The organism is Candidatus Marimicrobium litorale (assembly GCF_026262645.1).
In the GTDB taxonomy this organism is placed as follows: domain Bacteria; phylum Pseudomonadota; class Gammaproteobacteria; order Pseudomonadales; family Halieaceae; genus Marimicrobium; species Marimicrobium litorale.
Map to the genome: position 1 here is coordinate 2,447,601 of NZ_SHNO01000001.1, position 18,691 is coordinate 2,466,291.

Sequence of the window (18,691 nt, forward strand, 5' to 3'; positions counted from 1 at the left end):
TAGTGGCCCGACGCTCAATCCGACCCGACATAACACGATCGCAGGACATGCAGTATGCCCACACAGACTACTAATCCAAAGCTACAGTTCGAGGCAGTGGAAAGTCTGCTGACCCGCTGGCTACAAGAGCGACGGGCCCTGCTCGGTAAATACACAGAAATCGTCGTCACCCTGGACGGATCCGCGACCGATGAAGCTTTCATGTCGCGACAGTCCAAGCTGTGCGAACTATTAGTCGATTATATCTCCGCGGGGCACTTCGAGGTGTTCCACGAACTGATCAATGAAGCAGAGCAGTTTGGCGATGGCAGCTGCGCCATCGCCGAAAAGATCATGCCGGCCATCGGTGACACCACAGAGGTCATACTCGCTTATGAGGAGAAGTATGCGAATGACGGGGAACAGCGGGAGAAGCTCAGACGTGACCTCGCCGCACTGGGAGAAATGCTTGAATCACGGTTTCAACTGGAAGACCAGCTTATAGCCGGCCTTCACAATCGTCATCGACGCCTGGTACAGGACCAGGCGTCACTGTCTGGCTAGTCTTCCGCAGCAGCCTCGCTGGGGATCGAAACCAGTTCAACCTCGAAAACCAGCGCCGCGTTTGGCCCGATGACCTGACCAGCACCACCGGCGCCGTAAGCCAGTTCGGATGGGATAGCCACTTTCCACTTGGAGCCCACCGGCATGAGTTGCAGCGCTTCAGTCCAGCCTGGAATAACCTGGCCGACACCAAAGGACACTGTCTCGCCCCGGCTGTAAGACGAATCAAACTCTGTACCGTCCACAAGCGTACCTTTATAGTGGACCTCGACGGTGTCTTCCGCGGTGGGCTTGGGACCTTCACCGGCAGTCAGGATTTCATATTGCAGGCCGGACTCTGTCGTCACGACACCTTCCCGTGCACCGTTCTCTACCAGAAAGGCCGCACCAAGTGCTGCATTCGTCTCGGCCATCTCTGCCTGGGCAGCCTGTTGCTCTGCCATAGCGACTTCCTGGTACGCCTGCATTTCGGCGGAAATCTCTTCCTCGGTCATCTGTGGGTCAGCGCCGGTCAGGCCATCTGTCAGGCCGGCGGTAAACGCGTCGGTATCGAGATCGGGAAGGTTGTCATTCGTCTTGAAGTTCATACCCATGCTGTACGCCAGACCATAGCTCAATCGCTGCTGCGAGGAATCCAGTGAAGGCCCAGCGGTTGCCGCAGGCGCCGCGGCTGTTGTTGTTGGTGCTGCATCTTGCGCAGCCGGTGCAGATTGCTGGTTACAGGCTTGCAGGCCCAGTGCGCTGAGCAGACCCAGCGCGAGAAGAGACTTTTTCATAGTGAGTTCCATTTTCATCCAGGGGTTTGAATAATCAGAGCTAGCTGTCACACAGAATATTAGAGGCTTACAACGTCTTCTCAGCGAACAGCCTTGCGCTGGCGAAACATCTTACTACCCGGAATCCACGGGCGCTACCCCTGCAATCAGCAGGCCAGCGCCAGCGCGAGACCCCCCAGAGAATCTGGCAGCGCGGCCGCTCGAGGATTGCTGTAGCGGAAAACCATACGGAGGTTTTCGCGCAGGCAATCCTGCCCCGCGGGCAATGCAACGAGCGCCCGGTAGCACGCGTACATGGTATCCTGTTGCTGCTGCTCGGCACTCAGCTCCTGTGCCTTGAGCGCCTCCCAGAGCAGCTCGGCCCCCGCTATTGTGTGTAGATGTCGGCGCAGGTCCCGCAGTGGTTTGACAACCTGTTCCCGCCAGTCGGCCACCGCCGCTGCCACCTGCTCGAGATGATAAGAATCGAGCCGCTGCCCCTTACCCGCCAGCCAGCCAGCATAGAGCAGCAGGTTGACATCCACGCCCGCGTCATCTTGCAAGGCAAGACAACACTGCGCCACCTCTTTCCGACGATAAACTGAGAGCGAATAGGTCCAGAAGACATTTTCACCCACGCTATCCTGTTCATGCATTTGCCAAAGACCTCGCCGGGTATACTATCACGCGCTGGTCCACGCACCGCCTTACAGGTAGAATTCTCGGCCTCATGATCATACTGCGTGATATCGAACTACGCCGCGGCAAAAAGTTACTGCTGCACCACGCCAATGTCACTATTCAGCCCGGGCAAAAGCTCGCACTGATCGGTGCCAATGGCTGCGGCAAGTCGAGCCTGCTATTCCTGCTTTTGGGTGAGCTAGGCGCGGATGCCGGGGACATCGAGGGGCTGCAAACGCAGCGCCTCGCACATATGGCTCAGGAAATACATGCCACCTCGCTTCCCGCCGCCGAATACGTGTGGCGTGGCGATGAGCAACTGGCAGCATTGCACGACCGCATCGCCGACCTCGAGGCCAGCGGCGAGTTTGAACAGGCTGCAAAAGTGCACAGCCAGCTGGAAGATATCGATGGATACAGTGCAGAGCGCCGCGCTCTCCGTCTGTTGCAAGGACTCGGGTTCGCTGAGGATGCCGGACAACGATTGGTCAGCGAGTTCTCCGGTGGATGGCGTATTCGCCTCAATCTCGCGCGGGCGCTGATGACGCCATCCGATATCCTGTTGCTGGACGAGCCCACCAACCACCTCGACCTTGACGCAACTCTCTGGTTACAGCAGTGGCTGCAGCAATACCCCGGTACCCTGCTGATGATCTCTCATGACAGGGATTTTATTGACGCCAGCTGCGAACGCATACTGCATATCGAGCAACAGCAGCTTCACCCCTATAAAGGCAATTACTCTGATTTCGAACGCATGCGAGCAGAGCGCATGGCAAATCAGCAAGCCAGCTTCGAAAAACAGCAACGGCGCATTGCGCATATCGACGAATTTGTAAGCCGCTTTCGCTACAAGGCAACCAAGGCCAAACAAGCTCAAAGCAGGCTGAAAGAGTTGCAGCGCATGCAGAAACTCGAGCCTGCGCACGTGGACTCACCCTTCGATTTCACGTTCCCCCCACCGGAGAAAAGCAGTGACCCCTTGTTAAAGCTGGACAAGGCGTCACTGGGCTATGGCGACAAGGCCATCCTCTCAGGCGTTGACCTGTGTCTGCGGCCGGGCAGTCGCTATGGCCTGCTCGGGCGTAACGGCGCTGGAAAATCCACTCTGCTGAAAACCCTTATCGGCGAACTGCCGCTGCTACAAGGGGAACTGACTTGCGGACAGTACCTGACCATCGGCTACTTCGACCAGCAGCAACTGGAAGCGTTGGACCTTGATGCGAGCGCATTTCTTCACCTACAGCGGCTGAGTCCTGACGCACGGGATCAGGATATTCTCGACTTTCTTGGCAGTTTTAACTTTCGCGGCGACACCGCCACCGCCGCGATTAGCCCTTTTTCCGGCGGCGAAAAGGCGCGGCTGGCATTAGCACTGGTGGTGTGGCAAAAGCCCAACCTGTTGGTGCTGGACGAACCCACTAACCACCTGGATCTCGACATGCGCCACGCCATGGAGATCGCTTTGCATGCCTACGAGGGCGCGCTCATTCTGGTTACGCATGACCGCCACCTGCTGCGCAATACCGCAGAAGAACTGCTGCTTGTTCACGACGGAGGCGTCGAGGAATACGCAGAAGACCTCGAGGGTTACGAGCGCTGGATACTGACCAGCTACCGATCCCCCGACAGGCAACAGGCCGCTTCCAGCGACTCTTCGCGCCGCGAGAAGCGTCAGCAGTCCGCCAGTCTGAGAGATAAGCTGCGTCCTCTTCGTCGACAACTCGCCAGCACTGAGAGGGAAATGGAAAAAGTGGATGCCAACCTGCGCGAGCTGCAGGAGCAACTGGGCGACGAGGCGCTTTATTCCAGCGCAGAAAAAGATGCACTGGCAGATCTGCTGAGGCGGGAGGGCAGACTGAAAGCACGTTGCACAGAACTGGAAGATGTATGGCTGCAACAACAGCAGCAGCTGGATGAATTATCTGACTAACTGACTCCGTGATGTCAGGCCGGGCCGCAACGGGGTCAATCTTGCCCACCTGCGAGGCGGAGTTTCTCGCCTCGACTCAATTTTTTGATCGCCGCCTCTCGGCGCAGCGCAGTACCCTGGTCAGGGGCCAGATCAGACCACAGCAATCTGACAGGCCTGCGGCCACTGGTGTAACGGGCCCCGCCTGCCACTTCGCCATTATGTTGCTTCAAACGCCGCTGCACATCTCTGGCAATTCCGGTATAGAGCGTGCTGTCCGCACACTGCAGAAGATAAACATACCAGATGTCACTCACGGATTTATCCGCGCACCCAACGGTGATAACGCTCCACCCAGCGCAACACGCCTTCGGGCTTGCGGGCCTTGCGCCACTCCCCAGCGACAAATTTATTGCCCTCCGACAGGGTCGGATAGATATGGATAGTACCCAATATTTTACCCAACCCCAGCCCGTGCTTCATGGCCAGAACGAATTCGTTGATCAGCTCGGCGGCATGATAGCCGACAATCGTAACCCCCAGAATGCGGTCCCGACCGGGTTCAGTGAGGACTTTAATAAATCCCTCTGCCTCACCCTCTGCAATGGCACGATCAAGGTCAGCCAGATCATACCGAGTGACCTCATAGGCGATCTCCCGCTCGCCTGCCTCCCGTTCGTTCAGCCCCACACGCGCGACCTCCGGATCGGTAAAGGTGGCCCAAGGCACAATGGAATAATCCACTTTGAAGCGGCGGAAGCGACCAAACAAAGCATTTACCGCGCTATACCAGGCCTGATGGCTGGCCATATGCGTGAACAAATAGGGCCCGGCGACATCGCCACAGGCAGATATAGTCGGTACCGCCGTACACAGGTAATCGTCGACGTCTACGGTGCCCTGCGGCGCCAGCGAAATGCCCAGTGGCTCCAGCCCCAACCCTTCCACGTTGGGGCTGCGACCCACGGCCAGTAATACCCGGTCGAAGCCTACCCGTTTCTGTCCCCGCGGTGTCTTGAAAACGCCCTGCTGTCCATCCTCGGTCAGATTAAAAGTCAGAGGTTCATAACTGGTGCAAACACGGATTTTCTGCCGCCGGAAAGTCGCGCGCAGCAACTCGCTCACCTCCTCGTCCTCCCGTGGCAAAATACGCTCGGCGTGCGTCGCCAGAGTGACCTCACTGCCCAACCGGGAAAAGGCCTGGGCCAGTTCACACCCAATGGGTCCCGCACCCAGCACCAGCAATCGAGGCGGCAACTCAGCAAGCTCCCAAACGGTATCAGACGTCAGGTAGTCCAGCTCCAAGAGGCCGGGAATGTCTGGCACCCGAGGCCTGGCTCCGCTGGCGATAATGATGTTACGGGCAGACAGCCTCTTGCCGTTTACCTCGACTTCCCAAGGGGAAACAATCCGGGCATCACCCTGCACACAGTCCACCCCAAGAGAGGTGTAGCGCTCTACGGAATCATGCGGTTCGATCGTCTTAACCACCGCCTGCACGCGCTCCATGACATTGGGGAAGTTCGCTTTCACGACCATGGGCGCCAGACCGAATTCCTCGGCGCGCCTCGCCATTTGTGCGACCTGCGCCGAGCGCAGCAGGGCTTTTGAGGGTACACAGCCTGTATTGAGACAATCACCTCCCATGCGGTGGCGCTCAATGAGGGTCACCTTCGCCTTTACCGTCGCCGCAATAAGTGACGCAACCAGTCCGGCTGAGCCCGCACCGATGACGATCAGGTTATTGTCGAAGTGGGCGGGGCGAGTGAAGCGCGACAGCACTCTCTTGCGCTGCACGTAAGCGAGCAACTGCCGGGCGATGAGTGGGAAGATCGCCAGCAACAGGAAAGAACCCAACAACGGGGCGGAAAGAATACCCGAGGCTGAGTCCAACTGGCCGAGCTGGGTACCCGCGTTTACGAAGACCGCTGTGCCGGGCAGCATACCCAATTGCGACACCCAGTAGAACGTGCGAGGGCGGATGGGTAGCAAGCCCATGACCAAGTTAATAAGGAAGAACGGGAACAGAGGGACCAGCCTGAGAGAGAACAGATAAAATGCACCATCTTTGCAAAAACCCCCGTTGACGGTGTGCAAGTGGCGCCCAAACCGTTGCTGTACCCAGTCACGCAAGAGAATTCGCGACACCAGAAACGCGAGCGTGGCACCAATGCTGCTGGCAAAAGAAACCAGCAAAAGGGCGGTCCAAAAACCGAATAAAGCGCCACCCGCCAGTGTCAGGACAGCCGCGCCGGGCAAGGATACTGCCGTCATCACGATGTATGCGGAAAAATAGATCAAGCCCGCCAAGCGAGGGTTTTCCGCATACCATTGGCGTAAATCGCCAATGTGCGTCTTCAGGGCCTCAAATTCGAGATAGGCGCCCAGATCAAAAATAAACCACGCTGTCACCGCGAGTGTGACGGCTACTAATACCAGAATTTGTCTAACGCGCACTGTGATCTTCCGAGTTCTCAAGGGTTGATTTATCGCCTGGGGAAAGACTATACCGTATGTGAGCTTCATGCCATGCCGCACTCAGCGCCCTGGGCCACAGTAATAGCTAAGCGAAATATCAGCATGCGAAAAAACTCTATGCGCCCCGTTGTGCGGCCCCCCTCCAATGGTATTATTGGCACCCTTATTAGCTATCTGCAGCCTTCAATCATGCTGCGCATCAGGAGTACAGACCGTATGAGCGACCAGATCGTACACGTCACCGAGGCCACATTCGACGCAGAGGTTTTGAATTCAGACCTCCCCGTATTGGTAGATTTTTGGGCTGAGTGGTGCGGCCCATGCAAAATGATTGCTCCGATACTCAATGAAATCGCCGCAGACTACGGGGACAAGCTGAAGATCTGCAAAGTGGACATTGACGCCAACCCTGATATCCCCGGAAAGTTTGGCATTCGCGGCATTCCAACGCTGATTGTTTTCAAGGGCGGCAACGCAGAAGCCACCAAGGTGGGAGCCCTGTCCAAGACCCAGCTGACAGATTTTATTCAGGAAGTGATCTGACGCCCTTGATCCAGTCAGCCTGTGGGGCGTTCCGCCCCGCAGGCCTCTCCGAATATTTAACCGTAAAAAGCGGTAGACGCCCCCCTCGGGCCGTGCTACCTTTCAAACCGTTGCACATTCCTGTGCCATAAGAACAAGCCTGAAACTCATTAACATTAGCGACTTGTCGGCCACGCCGACCGGCATCCGATTACACCTCTCCCCTACTTACGCATAGTCTTTTATTCCTGATATGAATCTAACTGACCTCAAAGCAAAACCGACACACGACCTTATCGATATCGCCAAGGAAATGGGCCTGGACAACATGGCCCGCTCCCGGAAACAGGACATCATCTTCGCAGTGCTCAAACGACACGCGAAGAGTGGCGAGGACATTTACGGCGATGGCGTGCTGGAAATCCTGCAGGACGGCTTCGGATTTTTGCGCTCTGCCGACAGTTCCTACCTGGCCGGCCCAGATGATATTTACGTTTCTCCGAGTCAGATACGTCGTTTCAACCTGCGCACAGGGGATACCATTTCTGGCAAGATCCGCCCCCCCAAGGACAGCGAACGCTACTTCGCGCTACTCAAGGTTGACGAGGTCAACCTGGACAAACCCGAAAACTCCAAGCACAAGATTCTGTTCGAGAACCTCACGCCTCTCTTCCCGGATCAGCGCCTGACCCTGGAACAGGGCAATGGCAGCACTGAGGATCTCACCGGACGCATCATCGACCTGGTTTCACCGATCGGCAAAGGCCAGCGCGGTCTGCTCGTAGCCCCGCCAAAAGCTGGCAAGACCATCATGATGCAAAATATTGCCCAGGCAATCATCACCAATAACCCCGAGTGTTACATCATCGTTCTGCTGATCGATGAACGGCCAGAAGAAGTGACGGAAATGCAGCGCTCCGTCGGTATCCGAGGGGCTGAGGTTGTCGCCTCCACCTTCGATGAACCGCCCTCGCGTCACGTTCAAGTTGCAGATATGGTGATCGAGAAAGCGAAGCGCCTGGTCGAACACAAAAAAGATGTGGTTATTTTGTTGGACTCTATCACCCGTTTGGCACGTGCCTACAATACTGTCATTCCCAGCTCCGGCAAGGTGCTGACCGGCGGTGTCGACGCCCACGCCCTGGAACGCCCGAAGCGTTTCTTTGGTGCAGCAAGAAATATCGAGGAAGGGGGTAGCCTCTCCATCATAGCCACAGCCCTCATTGATACCGGGTCCAAAATGGACGAGGTAATCTACGAGGAGTTCAAGGGTACCGGCAACCTGGAACTGCACCTGGATCGCAAGATCGCAGAGAAGCGCGTCTACCCGGCAATAAACATCCGTCGTTCCGGCACCCGCCGCGAGGAACTGCTCACCGCTGACGACGAACTGCAGCGCATGTGGATTTTGCGCAAACTGCTGCACGGCATGGAAGACCTTCCCGCTATCGAATTCCTCTCTGACAAGCTCAAAGAAACTAAAACCAACGAGGAATTTTTCAAGTCGATGAAGCGGAAGTAAACCGTCCAACAAGGATTCTTTGCCGGCGCGACTTATCGCGACACACCGCGCGACTGCGAATGCCGAACTCGATAACTCTCATCGCCTGATCGAACGCAAAACCGTTCTTGCGGTCACTGCCTGTCGCGGATACCTGCGGGACACAGTCGGTGTCGCCAGACCGGTTAAGCGCGTTTACGACACGACCACACAAGGTATACTGTCTCGAGCAACCGCAGACAGGACTGGCACCCAGTGAAGTACACCGATCTGAGAGATTTTATCAATGCGCTGGAACAGCGTGGCGAACTGGTGCGGATCAGTACCGAGGTCGACCCCCACCTGGAAATGACCGAGATCGCCGACCGCACCTTACGTGGCGGCGGGCCTGCGTTGCTATTTGAAAACCCCAAAGGATATTCGGTGCCGGTACTGGCGAACCTGTTCGGGACTGAAAAACGGGTAGTGCTGGGCATGGGCGGTGAAGACCTCGACGCCCTGCGCGAGATCGGTGAGCTGCTTGCCTATCTGCGCCAACCAGAGCCACCCAAGGGAATGCGCGACCTGTTGGACAAGGCGCCCGTACTGAAAAAAGTATTGCACATGGCGCCCAAAGTCGTGCGCAATCCACCGTGCCAGTACCACGCGTTGGAGGGCGATGAGGTAGACCTGCATAAACTACCGATACAAACCTGTTGGCCGGAGGATGCAGCACCGCTGATCACATGGCCATTGGTGATTACTCGGGGTCCCGACAAGGAACGACAAAATCTGGGTATTTACCGCATGCAGTTGCTGGGCCGCAACAAATTGATTATGCGCTGGCTGTCTCACCGAGGCGGCGCCCTGGACTTCAAGGAATGGCAACAAGCGCACCCGGGTAAACCTTATCCGGTAGCGGTAGCACTGGGTGCCGATCCCGCCACCACCCTCGGTGCCGTTACACCGGTGCCCGACAGCCTATCGGAATATGGCTTCGCTGGACTGCTACGGGGCAGTAAGACCGAGGTCGGTGAGTGCTTTACCCCCCTGTGTCGGGACCACGGGCTGCAGATACCGGCCTCGGCGGAGTACATCCTGGAAGGCTATATAGCTCCCGGGGAAGAGGCGGACGAGGGCCCCTTCGGCGATCACACAGGCTATTACAACGAGGTAGAGCGCTTCCCGGTTTTTACAGTAACAGCGGTAACACATCGGGAAAACCCTATTTACCACAGCACCTATACCGGCCGACCGCCGGACGAACCCGCCATCCTTGGCCTGGCGCTGAACGAGGTATTCGTACCCATCCTGCAAAAGCAATTCCCGGAGATTGTGGATTTTTATTTGCCCCCTGAGGGCTGCTCCTATCGCATGGCGGTCGTTACGATTCGCAAGGAATACCCGGGGCATGCCAAACGCGTCATGTTGGGTGTCTGGTCATTCCTGCGACAATTTATGTACACCAAGTTCGTCATTGTCACTGATGAGGACGTAAATGCCCGCGACTGGAAGGACGTCATCTGGGCTCTGACCACGCGCATGGATCCGAAGCGGGACTGCGTATTCGTGGAGAATACGCCGATCGACTATCTGGATTTCGCCTCGCCGGTCTCCGGACTGGGGTCGAAGATTGGTCTCGACGCAACCAACAAGTGGCCCGGCGAGACAACGCGTGAGTGGGGACGCCCCATTCGTATGGAAAGCGAGGTCAAGGAACGTATTGATGCGATCTGGGACGAACTGGGTATCAAGCTGTAGAAACGGATGCCTGTTTGTCGGGCAAAGGTAACGCGGGCAACGTCGGTTCCCGCGCGAGCAAGCCCTCACGGAAATAAGCAGCCGCAATTTTGGGCTCGTCCATCGCGGTCAGTAACCGCCCCAACTCCGCACAGACCTCAGCGCTCCGATCCAGTCGATAACTGCTCTCGAAATACTCGCGCGCCTTTCCCCACAACTTATCCCGGGCAGATAACCGTCCCAGAGACAGCAGCAAAAGCGCATCCTGCGGATGGGTGGTAAGCCAGCTCTCTGCCCTTGAAAGCTGCCGTGAAGAATCTTTGCTTTCGATGAAACCATAGAGCCGCACCAGGTCTGAGTTCCACGCGTGCTTGATTGAGCGCTGCACCAACTTATCTGCCAAATCGTGTTCACCCGCCCCGATCAAGCGCGTGACATACAGCTCTATCATGGCTGCATCCCGCTGCAGGTGACGGGGCGTGCGCTGCCACATGGCTTTCAACTGCGCGCCGTCCATCGAAGTCTTTTTCAGGCGACTGTGGAACACCTCCCTCTCCAACTTCTGAAACTCCGCGGTACTGGGCAGCTTGTGCTTTTGCAATTGCGGCAGTAATTCCTCGAGGCGATCCCAGTCCTCAAGGCCCTGATAGGCCTCGCTTAACAGTGTCAAAACGTGGGGGTGCTTGCTGACATTGCGAGTAGCCTGGTCCAGTGCGGCGACCGCCTCCTGGTGCTCTCCCGCCTGCAGTTTCATCTCTGCAAGCGCCACCTCAAGAGCGACTGTCGCTGCCGGCTCTGCATCACCCGCCGCGCGCAGATACTCCCGGACCTTGTCGTCATCTTCCAACTGCGCGCTGGAGCGCGCAGCCAGCAGGTAATTCGCCAGCGGTGCGTCGCTGTGCTCGGCGCCCCGCAATAGTTCGCGTCGGGCGGCCGCCCAGTTGCCCTCGGTATAATTGATCAGGCCAAGGGTACTGTGACGCACGGATTTCTTCGCCTTGCGTGAACCCAGCCAGCTCGACAGGGAACGCTGCCCCCCGACCAGGCGATAAAATAGACGCAGCAGCACAGAGAGGGCGAAGACCACAAAAATCAGCAGTAACAGGCCCACCCATAGACTCGTCTCAAACGTGTAATTGCCGTAGGCCAGCAGGACATAGCCAGGATCGGTTTCTATTACAGCCACCAGGCCAACGCCCAACAGCAGAGCGAGCAGTATAAAAACGAATAATCGACGCATGGGCTATTGCCCGCCCTGAGACTGCGCGCGCTGATTCATTGCCGCTTCCATGGCCCGCAGGGAACGGGAGACCTCGGGCAGTGTCTGCACCACAGTTTGGCCCGCCATTCGCGTCAACTCCGCTGACAAGGCGGTCGCTGCGGCCTCATCTGACTGCAGAAACTGGCCGACCCAGTGCTGAGCCCGCTCAAGGCTCGCCGCATAAAGCGCCTGATTACCCGACAACAATGCGACCTGCGCCTGCTCCAGTAACATGCGCAGGTTCTGTCTTACCAGACCCTCCCACTGCGGATCCATCAGCGCTTGCACCGGCACGTCACGACGGCGAATCACCAGGTATTCTGACAAGCGAGCCAGCGCCGCCTCGTAGCCCTGGCGCAAACGCCCGCGCCACTCCTCCGCGGGTGCCGGCTTTGCCCGGTCGGGCTGACGTGGCATGTCGAAGATCACCAGTTGCCCGGCCTGCTCAATAAGAGCAGACAGGCGCAGGTAGAGTCCCTCCACGTCAATTTTTGCTACCGCTCGCAAGGCAGCCATGTCGGCAGCTATCGCCGCCCGCACGGCATGCAGAGTCGGATCGTCAATTTCCTGCAACACATGATCGGCCCCTTGCAACAGTGCCAGCGAAGCAGCCGGGTCGCGCGCCATCACCAGGCGCTGGTTGGCGAGGCGCAGCAAGTGGTCGGTCTCAGACAGCAACCAACTGTTGCGGTCACTGGCGCTGAAGCGGCCCAGTTCATCCTGTAATTGGCTGACGGCCGCCTCGCGCGCTTCGATACGGCGAGTCAGGGCATCGGTTTCAGCGCGTGTTGTAGATGCTAATTTCTCGAGGGCCGAGCGCCATTCGTCACGGGCGCGTGCCTCCATCTGCTGCAGGTCGGACTGTTCGCGTCCTACGGTCGAGTCCAGAGTTGAGAGCCGCTTGGTGAGGACCTGTTGGCGATCATAGCCCTCACGCGCCAACCAGGCGCCAGACAGTCCGAGCACAATCACCAATAGCAGCGCCAGCCATGCGAGACCCCTGCCAGAAGCTTTGGCCGGGCGCTCTGCCACGTTGGGTTCACCTGGTCGGGTGTCCGCTGCGGGCGGTTGTTCTTTGGCATCCTGATCCGTCACTCGCTACTCTCCAGTACTGTGCAGCCAGTCCTCCAGAGCCCGCAGCATTGCCGCATCCGATGCGTTGTCTGCAACGAGCACCTCGCGACAACCTGCTTCAAGGGCCATGCGCGCAACGCGCTGTGAAGGCACTATCACGGTTAACTTAGTGGTTTCCGCCCGGGTAAGCAATAGCCGCAGGTTGGACAACCCCTCTCCGCTACTGACCAGAATAATATCTATGTCCCAGTCACTCAGCTGACGCAGCAATACCTCCCCGGACACTTCCGGTGGGCCACGCCGATAACAGGCCAACTCATCGACTCTCGAGCCACGTGAGGTGAGTTCACTGCGCAGAGTATCGCGACCGCCCTCCCCTTTTATTATCAGTACACGCTGACCATCAACTGCCTGCAGTGCAGGCATGGCCAGCAGTCCTTCGCTGCTCATCTCCCGGTCGGGCGTAAGCGCCTCGATACCAAAGCCTGCAAGACAACGGGCAGTGGCCTCGCCCACTGCGTAGCACCGCATGCCTGTGGGCAGCTGGGGCCAATACATCTCAACCTGCTCCATACCAAACCTGACGGCATTGGTGCTGACAAAGATGACATGCTGGTACTCGTCGAGCCGTTGCAAAAAACCACGCTGCTTCGGCGGGATGTCCGTCAGCGCGCGCAAGGTCAGCAGAGGCTGACTGTAAGCCTGATAGCCCTCCGACTTGAGCGCTTCACACAATGTATCCGCAGCAGCGCCTGCGGGTCGCGTCACCAGTACACAGGGCACGTCATCCGCCATAAACGTCGGCCAGAATAGCAGCCGCACCCTGTGCGAGAAGATCATCAGCGACACTGATTCCCAGGCCCTCGGCATCCTGCGGCGAGGCATTGCCCTGCGCACGCAGCACCAGCGATCCGTCCGGTCGCCCCACCAATCCCTGCAGCAGGAGGTGCTCTTCGCCGCTGGGGAAGTCCGCATAGGCCGCAATCGGCACCTGACAACCACCTTCCAGCCGGCGATTCATGGCACGCTCGGCCGTCACACGCCAGGCCGTAGGCTGATGATGCAAAGGGGCGAGCAATTCAGTAATCGTTTCGTCTGCCTCCCGGCATTCAATACCCACCGCACCCTGCCCGCCCGCCGGAAGTGATTCATCCAGGGCAATACGTTCGGCAATGCGATGCTCAAAACCAAGGCGAATTAGACCGGCGCTGGCCAGAATAATGGCGTCGTACTCGTTTTCGTCCAACTTGCGCAACCGCGTATTCACATTGCCGCGGAGAAAGCGGATATCGAGATCGGGGCGGCGCTGTCGCAGCTGGCACTCGCGGCGCAGACTGGAAGTACCCACCACACTGCCCTGCGGCAACTCGGTCAACGCGGCATAGCGATGACTCACAAACGCATCGGACGGATCCTCACGCTCGCAAATTACACCGAGGCGAAGGCCGGCCGGGAAGGCCATAGGCACGTCTTTCATGGAGTGCACCGCTATATCCGCACGTCCGTCGAGCAGCGCTTCCTCCAGCTCCTTGACAAACAACCCCTTGCCGCCGATCTTCGCCAGCGGCGATTCCAGCAGCTGGTCGCCCCGAGACGTCATGCCCAGCAATTGCACATGGAGCCCAGCGTGCGCCTCTTGCAGCGCAACGCGGACAAATTCTGCCTGCCACAATGCCAGAGGGCTCTCCCGGGTAGCGATTGTGAGCGTGCGCGGCATGCGGCGTTTCCTTCAGTGCGGGTTGCCAATGATAGCAGTGACCCACACCGACAGCGACCGGCGCGAGAAACGGGTTCTCGCTGTCATGCGAGAAGTCGCGCCATGGGACACCCGCGCCCACCGTCGCGGGAGCAGCGCGGCGTGCAGCCCCCACCCCACACCGTGAAATTGGGGGAGGGAGTACCCCGTGAACCTGATATAATAAGCTCACTTCAATTGGGCAGGTCAGCGCCAGACACAGGTGGAAATACCGGAAACCGGGCCATGAGCAACGATAAAGATACCAGCAAACTGTGGGGTGGACGCTTCAGCGAAGCCACCGACGCCTTCGTTCAGCGCTTTACGGCCTCCGTGGGGTACGACCAGCGTATGGCCGCTGAGGATATCGTGGGCTCCCTCGCTCACGCCCGCATGCTGACCAGTATCGGCGTACTCAGCGAGCAGGAGCTGGTGAGTATAGAAGGGGGCCTCGAACAGGTAAGCAAAGAAATCGAGAACGGCACATTCCAGTGGTCTATCGAACTGGAAGATGTGCATATGAATATCGAGGCACGACTCACCGAACTGATCGGCGCCGCCGGCAAGAAACTGCACACGGGGCGTTCACGTAACGACCAGGTGGCCACGGACATACGTCTTTACCTGCGCTCTGCGATAGACGCTATCGCCGGCGAGTTAACACGCCTGCAGCGGGGCACGATTACGCTAGCGGCGGCCAACACCGAGACGATCATGCCCGGGTTTACCCATTTGCAAACGGCACAGCCTGTTGTCTTCGGGCACCATCTGCTGGCCTGGAACGAGATGCTGGAGCGGGACTACGGACGTCTCATGGATTGCCGTGCGCGCCTCAACCAATCACCGCTGGGTGCCGCGGCACTGGCCGGCACCAGCTACCCCATCAAGCGGGAGCAAACAGCGGCCGCACTGGGCTTTGACAAGCCGACGGAGAATTCTCTCGATTCCGTATCGGATAGAGATTTTGCCATCGAATTCTGTGCTTTTGCAGCCCTCTTGATGACCCATCTGTCGCGCATGTCCGAGGAAATGATCCTGTGGGCCTCGGTCCAGTTTGGCTTTATCGACCTGCCCGACCGATTCTGTACCGGATCGTCAATCATGCCACAGAAGAAAAATCCCGATGTGCCAGAAGTCGTGCGGGGCAAAACAGGCCGCGTCAACGGGCACCTGGTATCCCTGCTGACGCTGATGAAGAGCCAGCCGCTGGCGTACAACAAGGACAACCAGGAAGACAAGGAGCCCCTCTTCGATACAGTGGACACGGTGTTGGACGCCCTGCGCGCCTTCGCCGACCTGGTGCCTGCCATGCGTCCTAATGAAGAGACCATGCGAGAGGCGGCGCGCGCAGGGTTTTCTACCGCAACAGACCTCGCAGACTATCTGGTGCGGCGGGGGCTGCCCTTCCGGGACGCCCACGAGGTGGTCGGTGCGGCCGTGGCGCACTGCATTGAAACAGGCCTGGACCTCCCCGAGCTTGATATCGCAACGCTGAAAGGCTTCTGTCCAAACGTAGCGGAAGACGTATTCGACGTCCTGACGCTGGAGGGCTCGGTCGCCGCGCGCAACCACCTCGGCGGCACCGCACCCGAGCAGGTCAAGGCGGCGGCAAAACGGGCGACGAAGCGGTTGGACTCGCGCTGAGACGCGCGATCAGTGCCTAGTCCCGGCTGGGGCGATAGCGCAGACCGGCCTGAAAGGTGACATCCGGAGCAGTTTCCACCCGGATATCCTCGATAACGCTGATCTCTGCAGACCAGTGCGGAGTGAACTGCCAACGCGTACCCACGGTCAACATGACCGCGTCATCGCCCACACCGGTAATCTCGCTATCCAGCGGGGCACGGTTCGCGTCCAGCTGGACCAGCACTGACCAACGCGTGGCAACTCGCCAGTCCATGGTAAGACCGGCAAACCAGAGGTCACGGTGCTGCAAATCCTCTACGACGTCACTCTCTCCCGCTCTCAGGTAACCAACCTGAGCGTGCCAGGCGAGGGGAAGCTGCGACAGGTGGTCGCCGGAAAAGCGCAGTGCAACGAACGCATCATCCGCGCCGCTGCCAGTAAATTCGTCGTCATCACCTGTACCGAACTTATACCCCAACACCAGACTGGCCGCGGCTTTTTCATCGCTGTGAAACGCCCAATTGGCAGACAGGCTGACATCGCCAATCCCGGATGCACTGTCCTGCAGACTGAAGCCACCCTGTGGTGAAAGATAGCGGTAATCCAGCTGATCGCGCGGTACATCAGAGCGGCCGCCGTCTGACATACCCCACAAGTCGTGCCAGTCATCAATCAGTCGATCCAGATCACCGCCGCTCTGATCCACCCAGGGAACCTCTAACTGCACATCCCAACTGTCTGCCAGGCCGTAGCGTATCTCCAGTGCAAACCGCTGGGTCTCGCCGTCCAGATTGAGAAACTCATCGCCCTTGCCGTCGTTGACATAATGACTGGCTACACTGGCGTGCAACGCGCCGGCAAAAGCACCTCGCGGTGTGGCGCGGGCATCACGCTGGGAGGGCAGACCAAACAACCCTGTTACCGGGCTCAGGTTCTTAGCGTAAAGTGGTTCGCTGGCCACTGCCGGCCAGGACACTCCCAGCGCTAGCAGGCCGCAGCTCAGGGCACGCGATAATGAGGAATAATCGTTACTGCCACGCAAAATATACCCCTCCCTGTGCACGCATCTGCTCCACCACAAAAGGTCGAAACAACTGGCCATCGCGGGTATTACGCCAGTCGTCGACCGCCTCGTCAAAACAGAAATGAAAGCCCCCGGAGCGGGCCGCAAGCCAGAGCTGGCGCGTCGGGGGCTGTCGGCTGAATACCAGTTGCGTCCCGTTCTCGAAGGTGACCGTGAGCACCCCTCCCCCAGCCACATAGTCGAGATCCTCTTCAACCTCGTCGAGCGCCAGTTCCAACGCCTCAAATACACTGTCCACTGCCTCATTAAATTCAGATTCTTCCACGTCATTCCGCCAAAGTGTGCACTATTCAATGATAAGCGGTGTTAGCGCCCCTTACTAGCGGGCGGTATAATTTGCAGCATATGACACCGGACTAATGCCATGCGCCTTACAATCACAGCCCCCCTTATCGCTGTCGTAATCTACTTCCTCACCGGATGTGGGCAGACCGGGCCGCTTTATATGCCAAAAGAGGAAACACCCAAGCCTCCCGGGGCTGCGGCGGTCGAAAGCCCCAACCCGTTGACCAAGACGTCTTGAACGGGGAGCGACACAATGAGCTACTTCACCTTTCGCGGGGAAACCCTGCACGCTGAAGACGTGGCAGTCAGCGATATCGCTGCCGAGCATGGCACACCCTGCTACATCTACTCTCGAGCCGCGCTGGAAGCGTCTTTCCTTGCCTATGGCGATGCGCTTGCGGGCACCGATCACCTGGTCTGTTATGCGGTCAAGGCGAATTCAAGCCTGGCAGTGCTCGATGTGCTGGCCCGCCTGGGGGCCGGCTTCGATATCGTATCTGGCGGGGAACTGGAGCGCGTACTCGCCGCCGGCGGGGATCCGGCCAAGGTCGTTTTTTCCGGTGTCAGCAAAACCGCTGATGAAATGGCGCGTGCACTGGACCTCGGTATTCACTGTTTCAATCTGGAGTCAGAGGGGGAGCTGGAGGCACTTAACTGCGTCGCAGCCGAAAAAGCATGTGTGGCGCCCGTCTCTATCAGGGTGAACCCCGACGTGGATGCCAAAACCCACCCCTACATTTCAACCGGGCTAAAAGAGAACAAGTTCGGCCTGGCCATCGACGAAGCGCTGGCCGTTTATCAGCGTGCCGCGCAAATGAATCATGTGGAGGTTGTCGGGCTTGATTGCCATATTGGCTCTCAGCTAACCGACATAACACCATTTATCGACACCCTGCATCGCCTGCTCGAACTGGTAGACAGGCTGGCCGATATAGGCATCACGATAAAGCATCTGGACCTGGGCGGCGGGTTAGGTGTCACATACCGGGATGAACAACCTCCCTCCGTCGCTGATTACATGGACGAAGTTCGCCGGGTGCTGGGAGATCGCCCGTTGAAGCTGCTGTTTGAACCGGGCCGCTCCATCGCCGCCAATGCAGGCATCCTGGTAATGCGCACAGAGTACCTCAAGTCCACCGCTGACCATCATTTCGCCATTGTCGACGCGGCGATGAACGACATGCTGCGCCCGGCTCTCTACCAAGCCTGGATGGACATCCAACCGGTGCAGCGACGCTCTGGCGGGCACCTCACCACATGGGACATCGTGGGCCCTGTCTGCGAAACGGGCGACTTTCTGGGCAAGGGGCGGGAGCTGAGTCTCAGCCAGGGAGACTTGCTGGCCATGTTCGGTGCGGGAGCCTACGGCTTCGTAATGAGTTCCAATTACAACAGCAGGCCCCGTGCAGCAGAGGTCATGGTGGACGGCACAGCAGTTCACCTGGTGCGGCGGCGCGAAACTCTGGAGGATCTTCTCCGGGGGGAAACTACCCTGACGGAGAGCTGAACGAGACA

At 58.3% G+C, this 18,691-nt stretch carries 18 protein-coding genes; 8 read left to right on the forward strand and 10 right to left on the reverse strand.

What is annotated here, in order from left to right; genetic code table 11:
* Nucleotides 1-54: 54 nt before the first annotated feature.
* Complete coding sequence (locus EYC82_RS10950; protein ID WP_279249570.1) at nucleotides 55-543, forward strand: sigma D regulator; 489 nt, start codon at nucleotides 55-57, stop codon at nucleotides 541-543.
* Here EYC82_RS10950 and bamJ read toward each other — a convergent pair.
* A complete protein-coding gene (gene bamJ / locus EYC82_RS10955) occupies nucleotides 540-1,319 on the reverse strand; it encodes a BamJ family beta-barrel-assembly machinery protein (RefSeq protein WP_279249571.1) in 780 nt (259 codons plus the stop codon). The two genes, EYC82_RS10950 and bamJ, sit on opposite strands and share 4 nt — an antisense overlap.
* Before the next feature lie 146 nt (nucleotides 1,320-1,465).
* The gene (locus EYC82_RS10960) at nucleotides 1,466-1,954 is read right to left on the reverse strand and encodes a TIGR02444 family protein (RefSeq protein ID WP_279249572.1); all 489 of its coding nucleotides are present in this window, start codon (nucleotides 1,952-1,954) and stop codon (nucleotides 1,466-1,468) included.
* Nucleotides 1,955-2,028: 74 nt separating this feature from the next.
* Here EYC82_RS10960 and EYC82_RS10965 point away from each other — a divergent pair, with 74 nt between their 5' ends.
* Nucleotides 2,029-3,912: an ATP-binding cassette domain-containing protein gene (locus tag EYC82_RS10965; protein WP_279249573.1), complete on the forward strand. Its 1,884-nt coding sequence runs from the start codon at nucleotides 2,029-2,031 to the stop codon at nucleotides 3,910-3,912.
* A gap of 35 nt (nucleotides 3,913-3,947) precedes the next feature.
* Here EYC82_RS10965 and EYC82_RS10970 read toward each other — a convergent pair whose 3' ends face one another.
* Together EYC82_RS10970 and EYC82_RS10975 are read right to left on the reverse strand one after the other, a co-directional pair.
* Nucleotides 3,948-4,208 carry a GIY-YIG nuclease family protein gene (locus EYC82_RS10970; protein WP_279249574.1) on the reverse strand — a complete coding sequence of 87 codons (261 nt, stop codon included), beginning with the start codon at nucleotides 4,206-4,208 and terminating at the stop codon, nucleotides 3,948-3,950.
* A 4-nt stretch (nucleotides 4,209-4,212) separates the two neighbouring features.
* Entirely contained in the window at nucleotides 4,213-6,348 is a 2,136-nt protein-coding gene (locus EYC82_RS10975) for an FAD-dependent oxidoreductase (RefSeq protein ID WP_279249575.1), read from the reverse strand.
* Between the two features lie 237 nt (nucleotides 6,349-6,585).
* On the opposite strand from EYC82_RS10975, the gene trxA reads away from it, so the two are divergent.
* The 3 genes from trxA to ubiD all read left to right on the forward strand — a co-directional run bounded on the left by trxA (nucleotide 6,586) and on the right by ubiD (nucleotide 10,132).
* Nucleotides 6,586-6,912 (forward strand): thioredoxin TrxA, encoded by a 327-nt coding sequence (gene trxA / locus EYC82_RS10980; RefSeq protein ID WP_279249576.1) that lies wholly within the window; start codon nucleotides 6,586-6,588, stop codon nucleotides 6,910-6,912.
* 232 nt (nucleotides 6,913-7,144) lie between these two features.
* A complete protein-coding gene (rho, locus tag EYC82_RS10985; protein ID WP_279249577.1) occupies nucleotides 7,145-8,413 on the forward strand; it encodes a transcription termination factor Rho in 1,269 nt (422 codons plus the stop codon).
* A gap of 234 nt (nucleotides 8,414-8,647) precedes the next feature.
* Complete coding sequence (gene ubiD / locus EYC82_RS10990; RefSeq protein ID WP_279249578.1) at nucleotides 8,648-10,132, forward strand: 4-hydroxy-3-polyprenylbenzoate decarboxylase; 1,485 nt, start codon at nucleotides 8,648-8,650, stop codon at nucleotides 10,130-10,132.
* On the opposite strand, the gene EYC82_RS10995 is transcribed toward ubiD, so the two are convergent.
* The 4 genes from EYC82_RS10995 to hemC are packed head-to-tail and all read right to left on the reverse strand — an operon-like array spanning nucleotide 10,122 to nucleotide 14,163.
* On the reverse strand, nucleotides 10,122-11,351 hold the full coding sequence (locus EYC82_RS10995; protein ID WP_279249579.1) for a heme biosynthesis HemY N-terminal domain-containing protein: 1,230 nt from the start codon (nucleotides 11,349-11,351) through the stop codon (nucleotides 10,122-10,124). The two genes, ubiD and EYC82_RS10995, sit on opposite strands and share 11 nt — an antisense overlap.
* A 3-nt stretch (nucleotides 11,352-11,354) precedes the next feature.
* Complete coding sequence (locus EYC82_RS11000; protein WP_279249580.1) at nucleotides 11,355-12,467, reverse strand: uroporphyrinogen-III C-methyltransferase; 1,113 nt, start codon at nucleotides 12,465-12,467, stop codon at nucleotides 11,355-11,357.
* Nucleotides 12,468-12,470: 3 nt separating this feature from the next.
* Nucleotides 12,471-13,241: a uroporphyrinogen-III synthase gene (locus EYC82_RS11005; RefSeq protein ID WP_279249581.1), complete on the reverse strand. Its 771-nt coding sequence runs from the start codon at nucleotides 13,239-13,241 to the stop codon at nucleotides 12,471-12,473.
* A complete protein-coding gene (gene hemC / locus EYC82_RS11010) occupies nucleotides 13,231-14,163 on the reverse strand; it encodes a hydroxymethylbilane synthase (protein ID WP_279249582.1) in 933 nt (310 codons plus the stop codon). Before hemC ends, EYC82_RS11005 begins: the two co-directional genes overlap by 11 nt.
* Before the next feature lie 264 nt (nucleotides 14,164-14,427).
* Between hemC and argH the strand changes: the two genes are divergently transcribed.
* Nucleotides 14,428-15,825, forward strand: coding sequence for an argininosuccinate lyase (gene argH, locus EYC82_RS11015; protein ID WP_279249583.1), 1,398 nt, complete (start codon nucleotides 14,428-14,430; stop codon nucleotides 15,823-15,825).
* 16 nt (nucleotides 15,826-15,841) lie between these two features.
* On the opposite strand, the gene EYC82_RS11020 is transcribed toward argH, so the two are convergent.
* Together EYC82_RS11020 and cyaY are read right to left on the reverse strand one after the other, a co-directional pair.
* A complete protein-coding gene (locus tag EYC82_RS11020; RefSeq protein WP_279249584.1) occupies nucleotides 15,842-16,849 on the reverse strand; it encodes a DUF3187 family protein in 1,008 nt (335 codons plus the stop codon).
* Nucleotides 16,836-17,156 (reverse strand): iron donor protein CyaY, encoded by a 321-nt coding sequence (gene cyaY, locus EYC82_RS11025; RefSeq protein ID WP_279249585.1) that lies wholly within the window; start codon nucleotides 17,154-17,156, stop codon nucleotides 16,836-16,838. The genes EYC82_RS11020 and cyaY overlap by 14 nt, the downstream gene beginning before the upstream one ends.
* A gap of 99 nt (nucleotides 17,157-17,255) precedes the next feature.
* Here cyaY and lptM point away from each other — a divergent pair, with 99 nt between their 5' ends.
* Both lptM and lysA read left to right on the forward strand, forming a co-directional pair.
* Nucleotides 17,256-17,414, forward strand: coding sequence for an LPS translocon maturation chaperone LptM (lptM, locus tag EYC82_RS11030; protein WP_279249586.1), 159 nt, complete (start codon nucleotides 17,256-17,258; stop codon nucleotides 17,412-17,414).
* A 15-nt stretch (nucleotides 17,415-17,429) separates the two neighbouring features.
* On the forward strand, nucleotides 17,430-18,683 hold the full coding sequence (gene lysA / locus EYC82_RS11035; RefSeq protein WP_279249587.1) for a diaminopimelate decarboxylase: 1,254 nt from the start codon (nucleotides 17,430-17,432) through the stop codon (nucleotides 18,681-18,683).
* The last annotated feature ends 8 nt before the right edge of the window (nucleotides 18,684-18,691 follow it).

What these genes read in the sequence shown, in the direction of transcription:
- EYC82_RS10950 (WP_279249570.1), top strand. Translation starts at nt 55, where the DNA reads ATGCCCACACAGACTACTAATCCAAAGCTACAGTTCGAGGCAGTGGAA.
- bamJ (WP_279249571.1), bottom strand. Translation starts at nt 1,319, where the DNA reads ATGAAAAAGTCTCTTCTCGCGCTGGGTCTGCTCAGCGCACTGGGCCTG.
- EYC82_RS10960 (WP_279249572.1), bottom strand. Translation starts at nt 1,954, where the DNA reads ATGCATGAACAGGATAGCGTGGGTGAAAATGTCTTCTGGACCTATTCG.
- EYC82_RS10965 (WP_279249573.1), top strand. Translation starts at nt 2,029, where the DNA reads ATGATCATACTGCGTGATATCGAACTACGCCGCGGCAAAAAGTTACTG.
- trxA (WP_279249576.1), top strand. Translation starts at nt 6,586, where the DNA reads ATGAGCGACCAGATCGTACACGTCACCGAGGCCACATTCGACGCAGAG.
- rho (WP_279249577.1), top strand. Translation starts at nt 7,145, where the DNA reads ATGAATCTAACTGACCTCAAAGCAAAACCGACACACGACCTTATCGAT.
- EYC82_RS10995 (WP_279249579.1), bottom strand. Translation starts at nt 11,351, where the DNA reads ATGCGTCGATTATTCGTTTTTATACTGCTCGCTCTGCTGTTGGGCGTT.
- EYC82_RS11005 (WP_279249581.1), bottom strand. Translation starts at nt 13,241, where the DNA reads ATGGCGGATGACGTGCCCTGTGTACTGGTGACGCGACCCGCAGGCGCT.
- hemC (WP_279249582.1), bottom strand. Translation starts at nt 14,163, where the DNA reads ATGCCGCGCACGCTCACAATCGCTACCCGGGAGAGCCCTCTGGCATTG.
- argH (WP_279249583.1), top strand. Translation starts at nt 14,428, where the DNA reads ATGAGCAACGATAAAGATACCAGCAAACTGTGGGGTGGACGCTTCAGC.
- lptM (WP_279249586.1), top strand. Translation starts at nt 17,256, where the DNA reads ATGCGCCTTACAATCACAGCCCCCCTTATCGCTGTCGTAATCTACTTC.
- lysA (WP_279249587.1), top strand. Translation starts at nt 17,430, where the DNA reads ATGAGCTACTTCACCTTTCGCGGGGAAACCCTGCACGCTGAAGACGTG.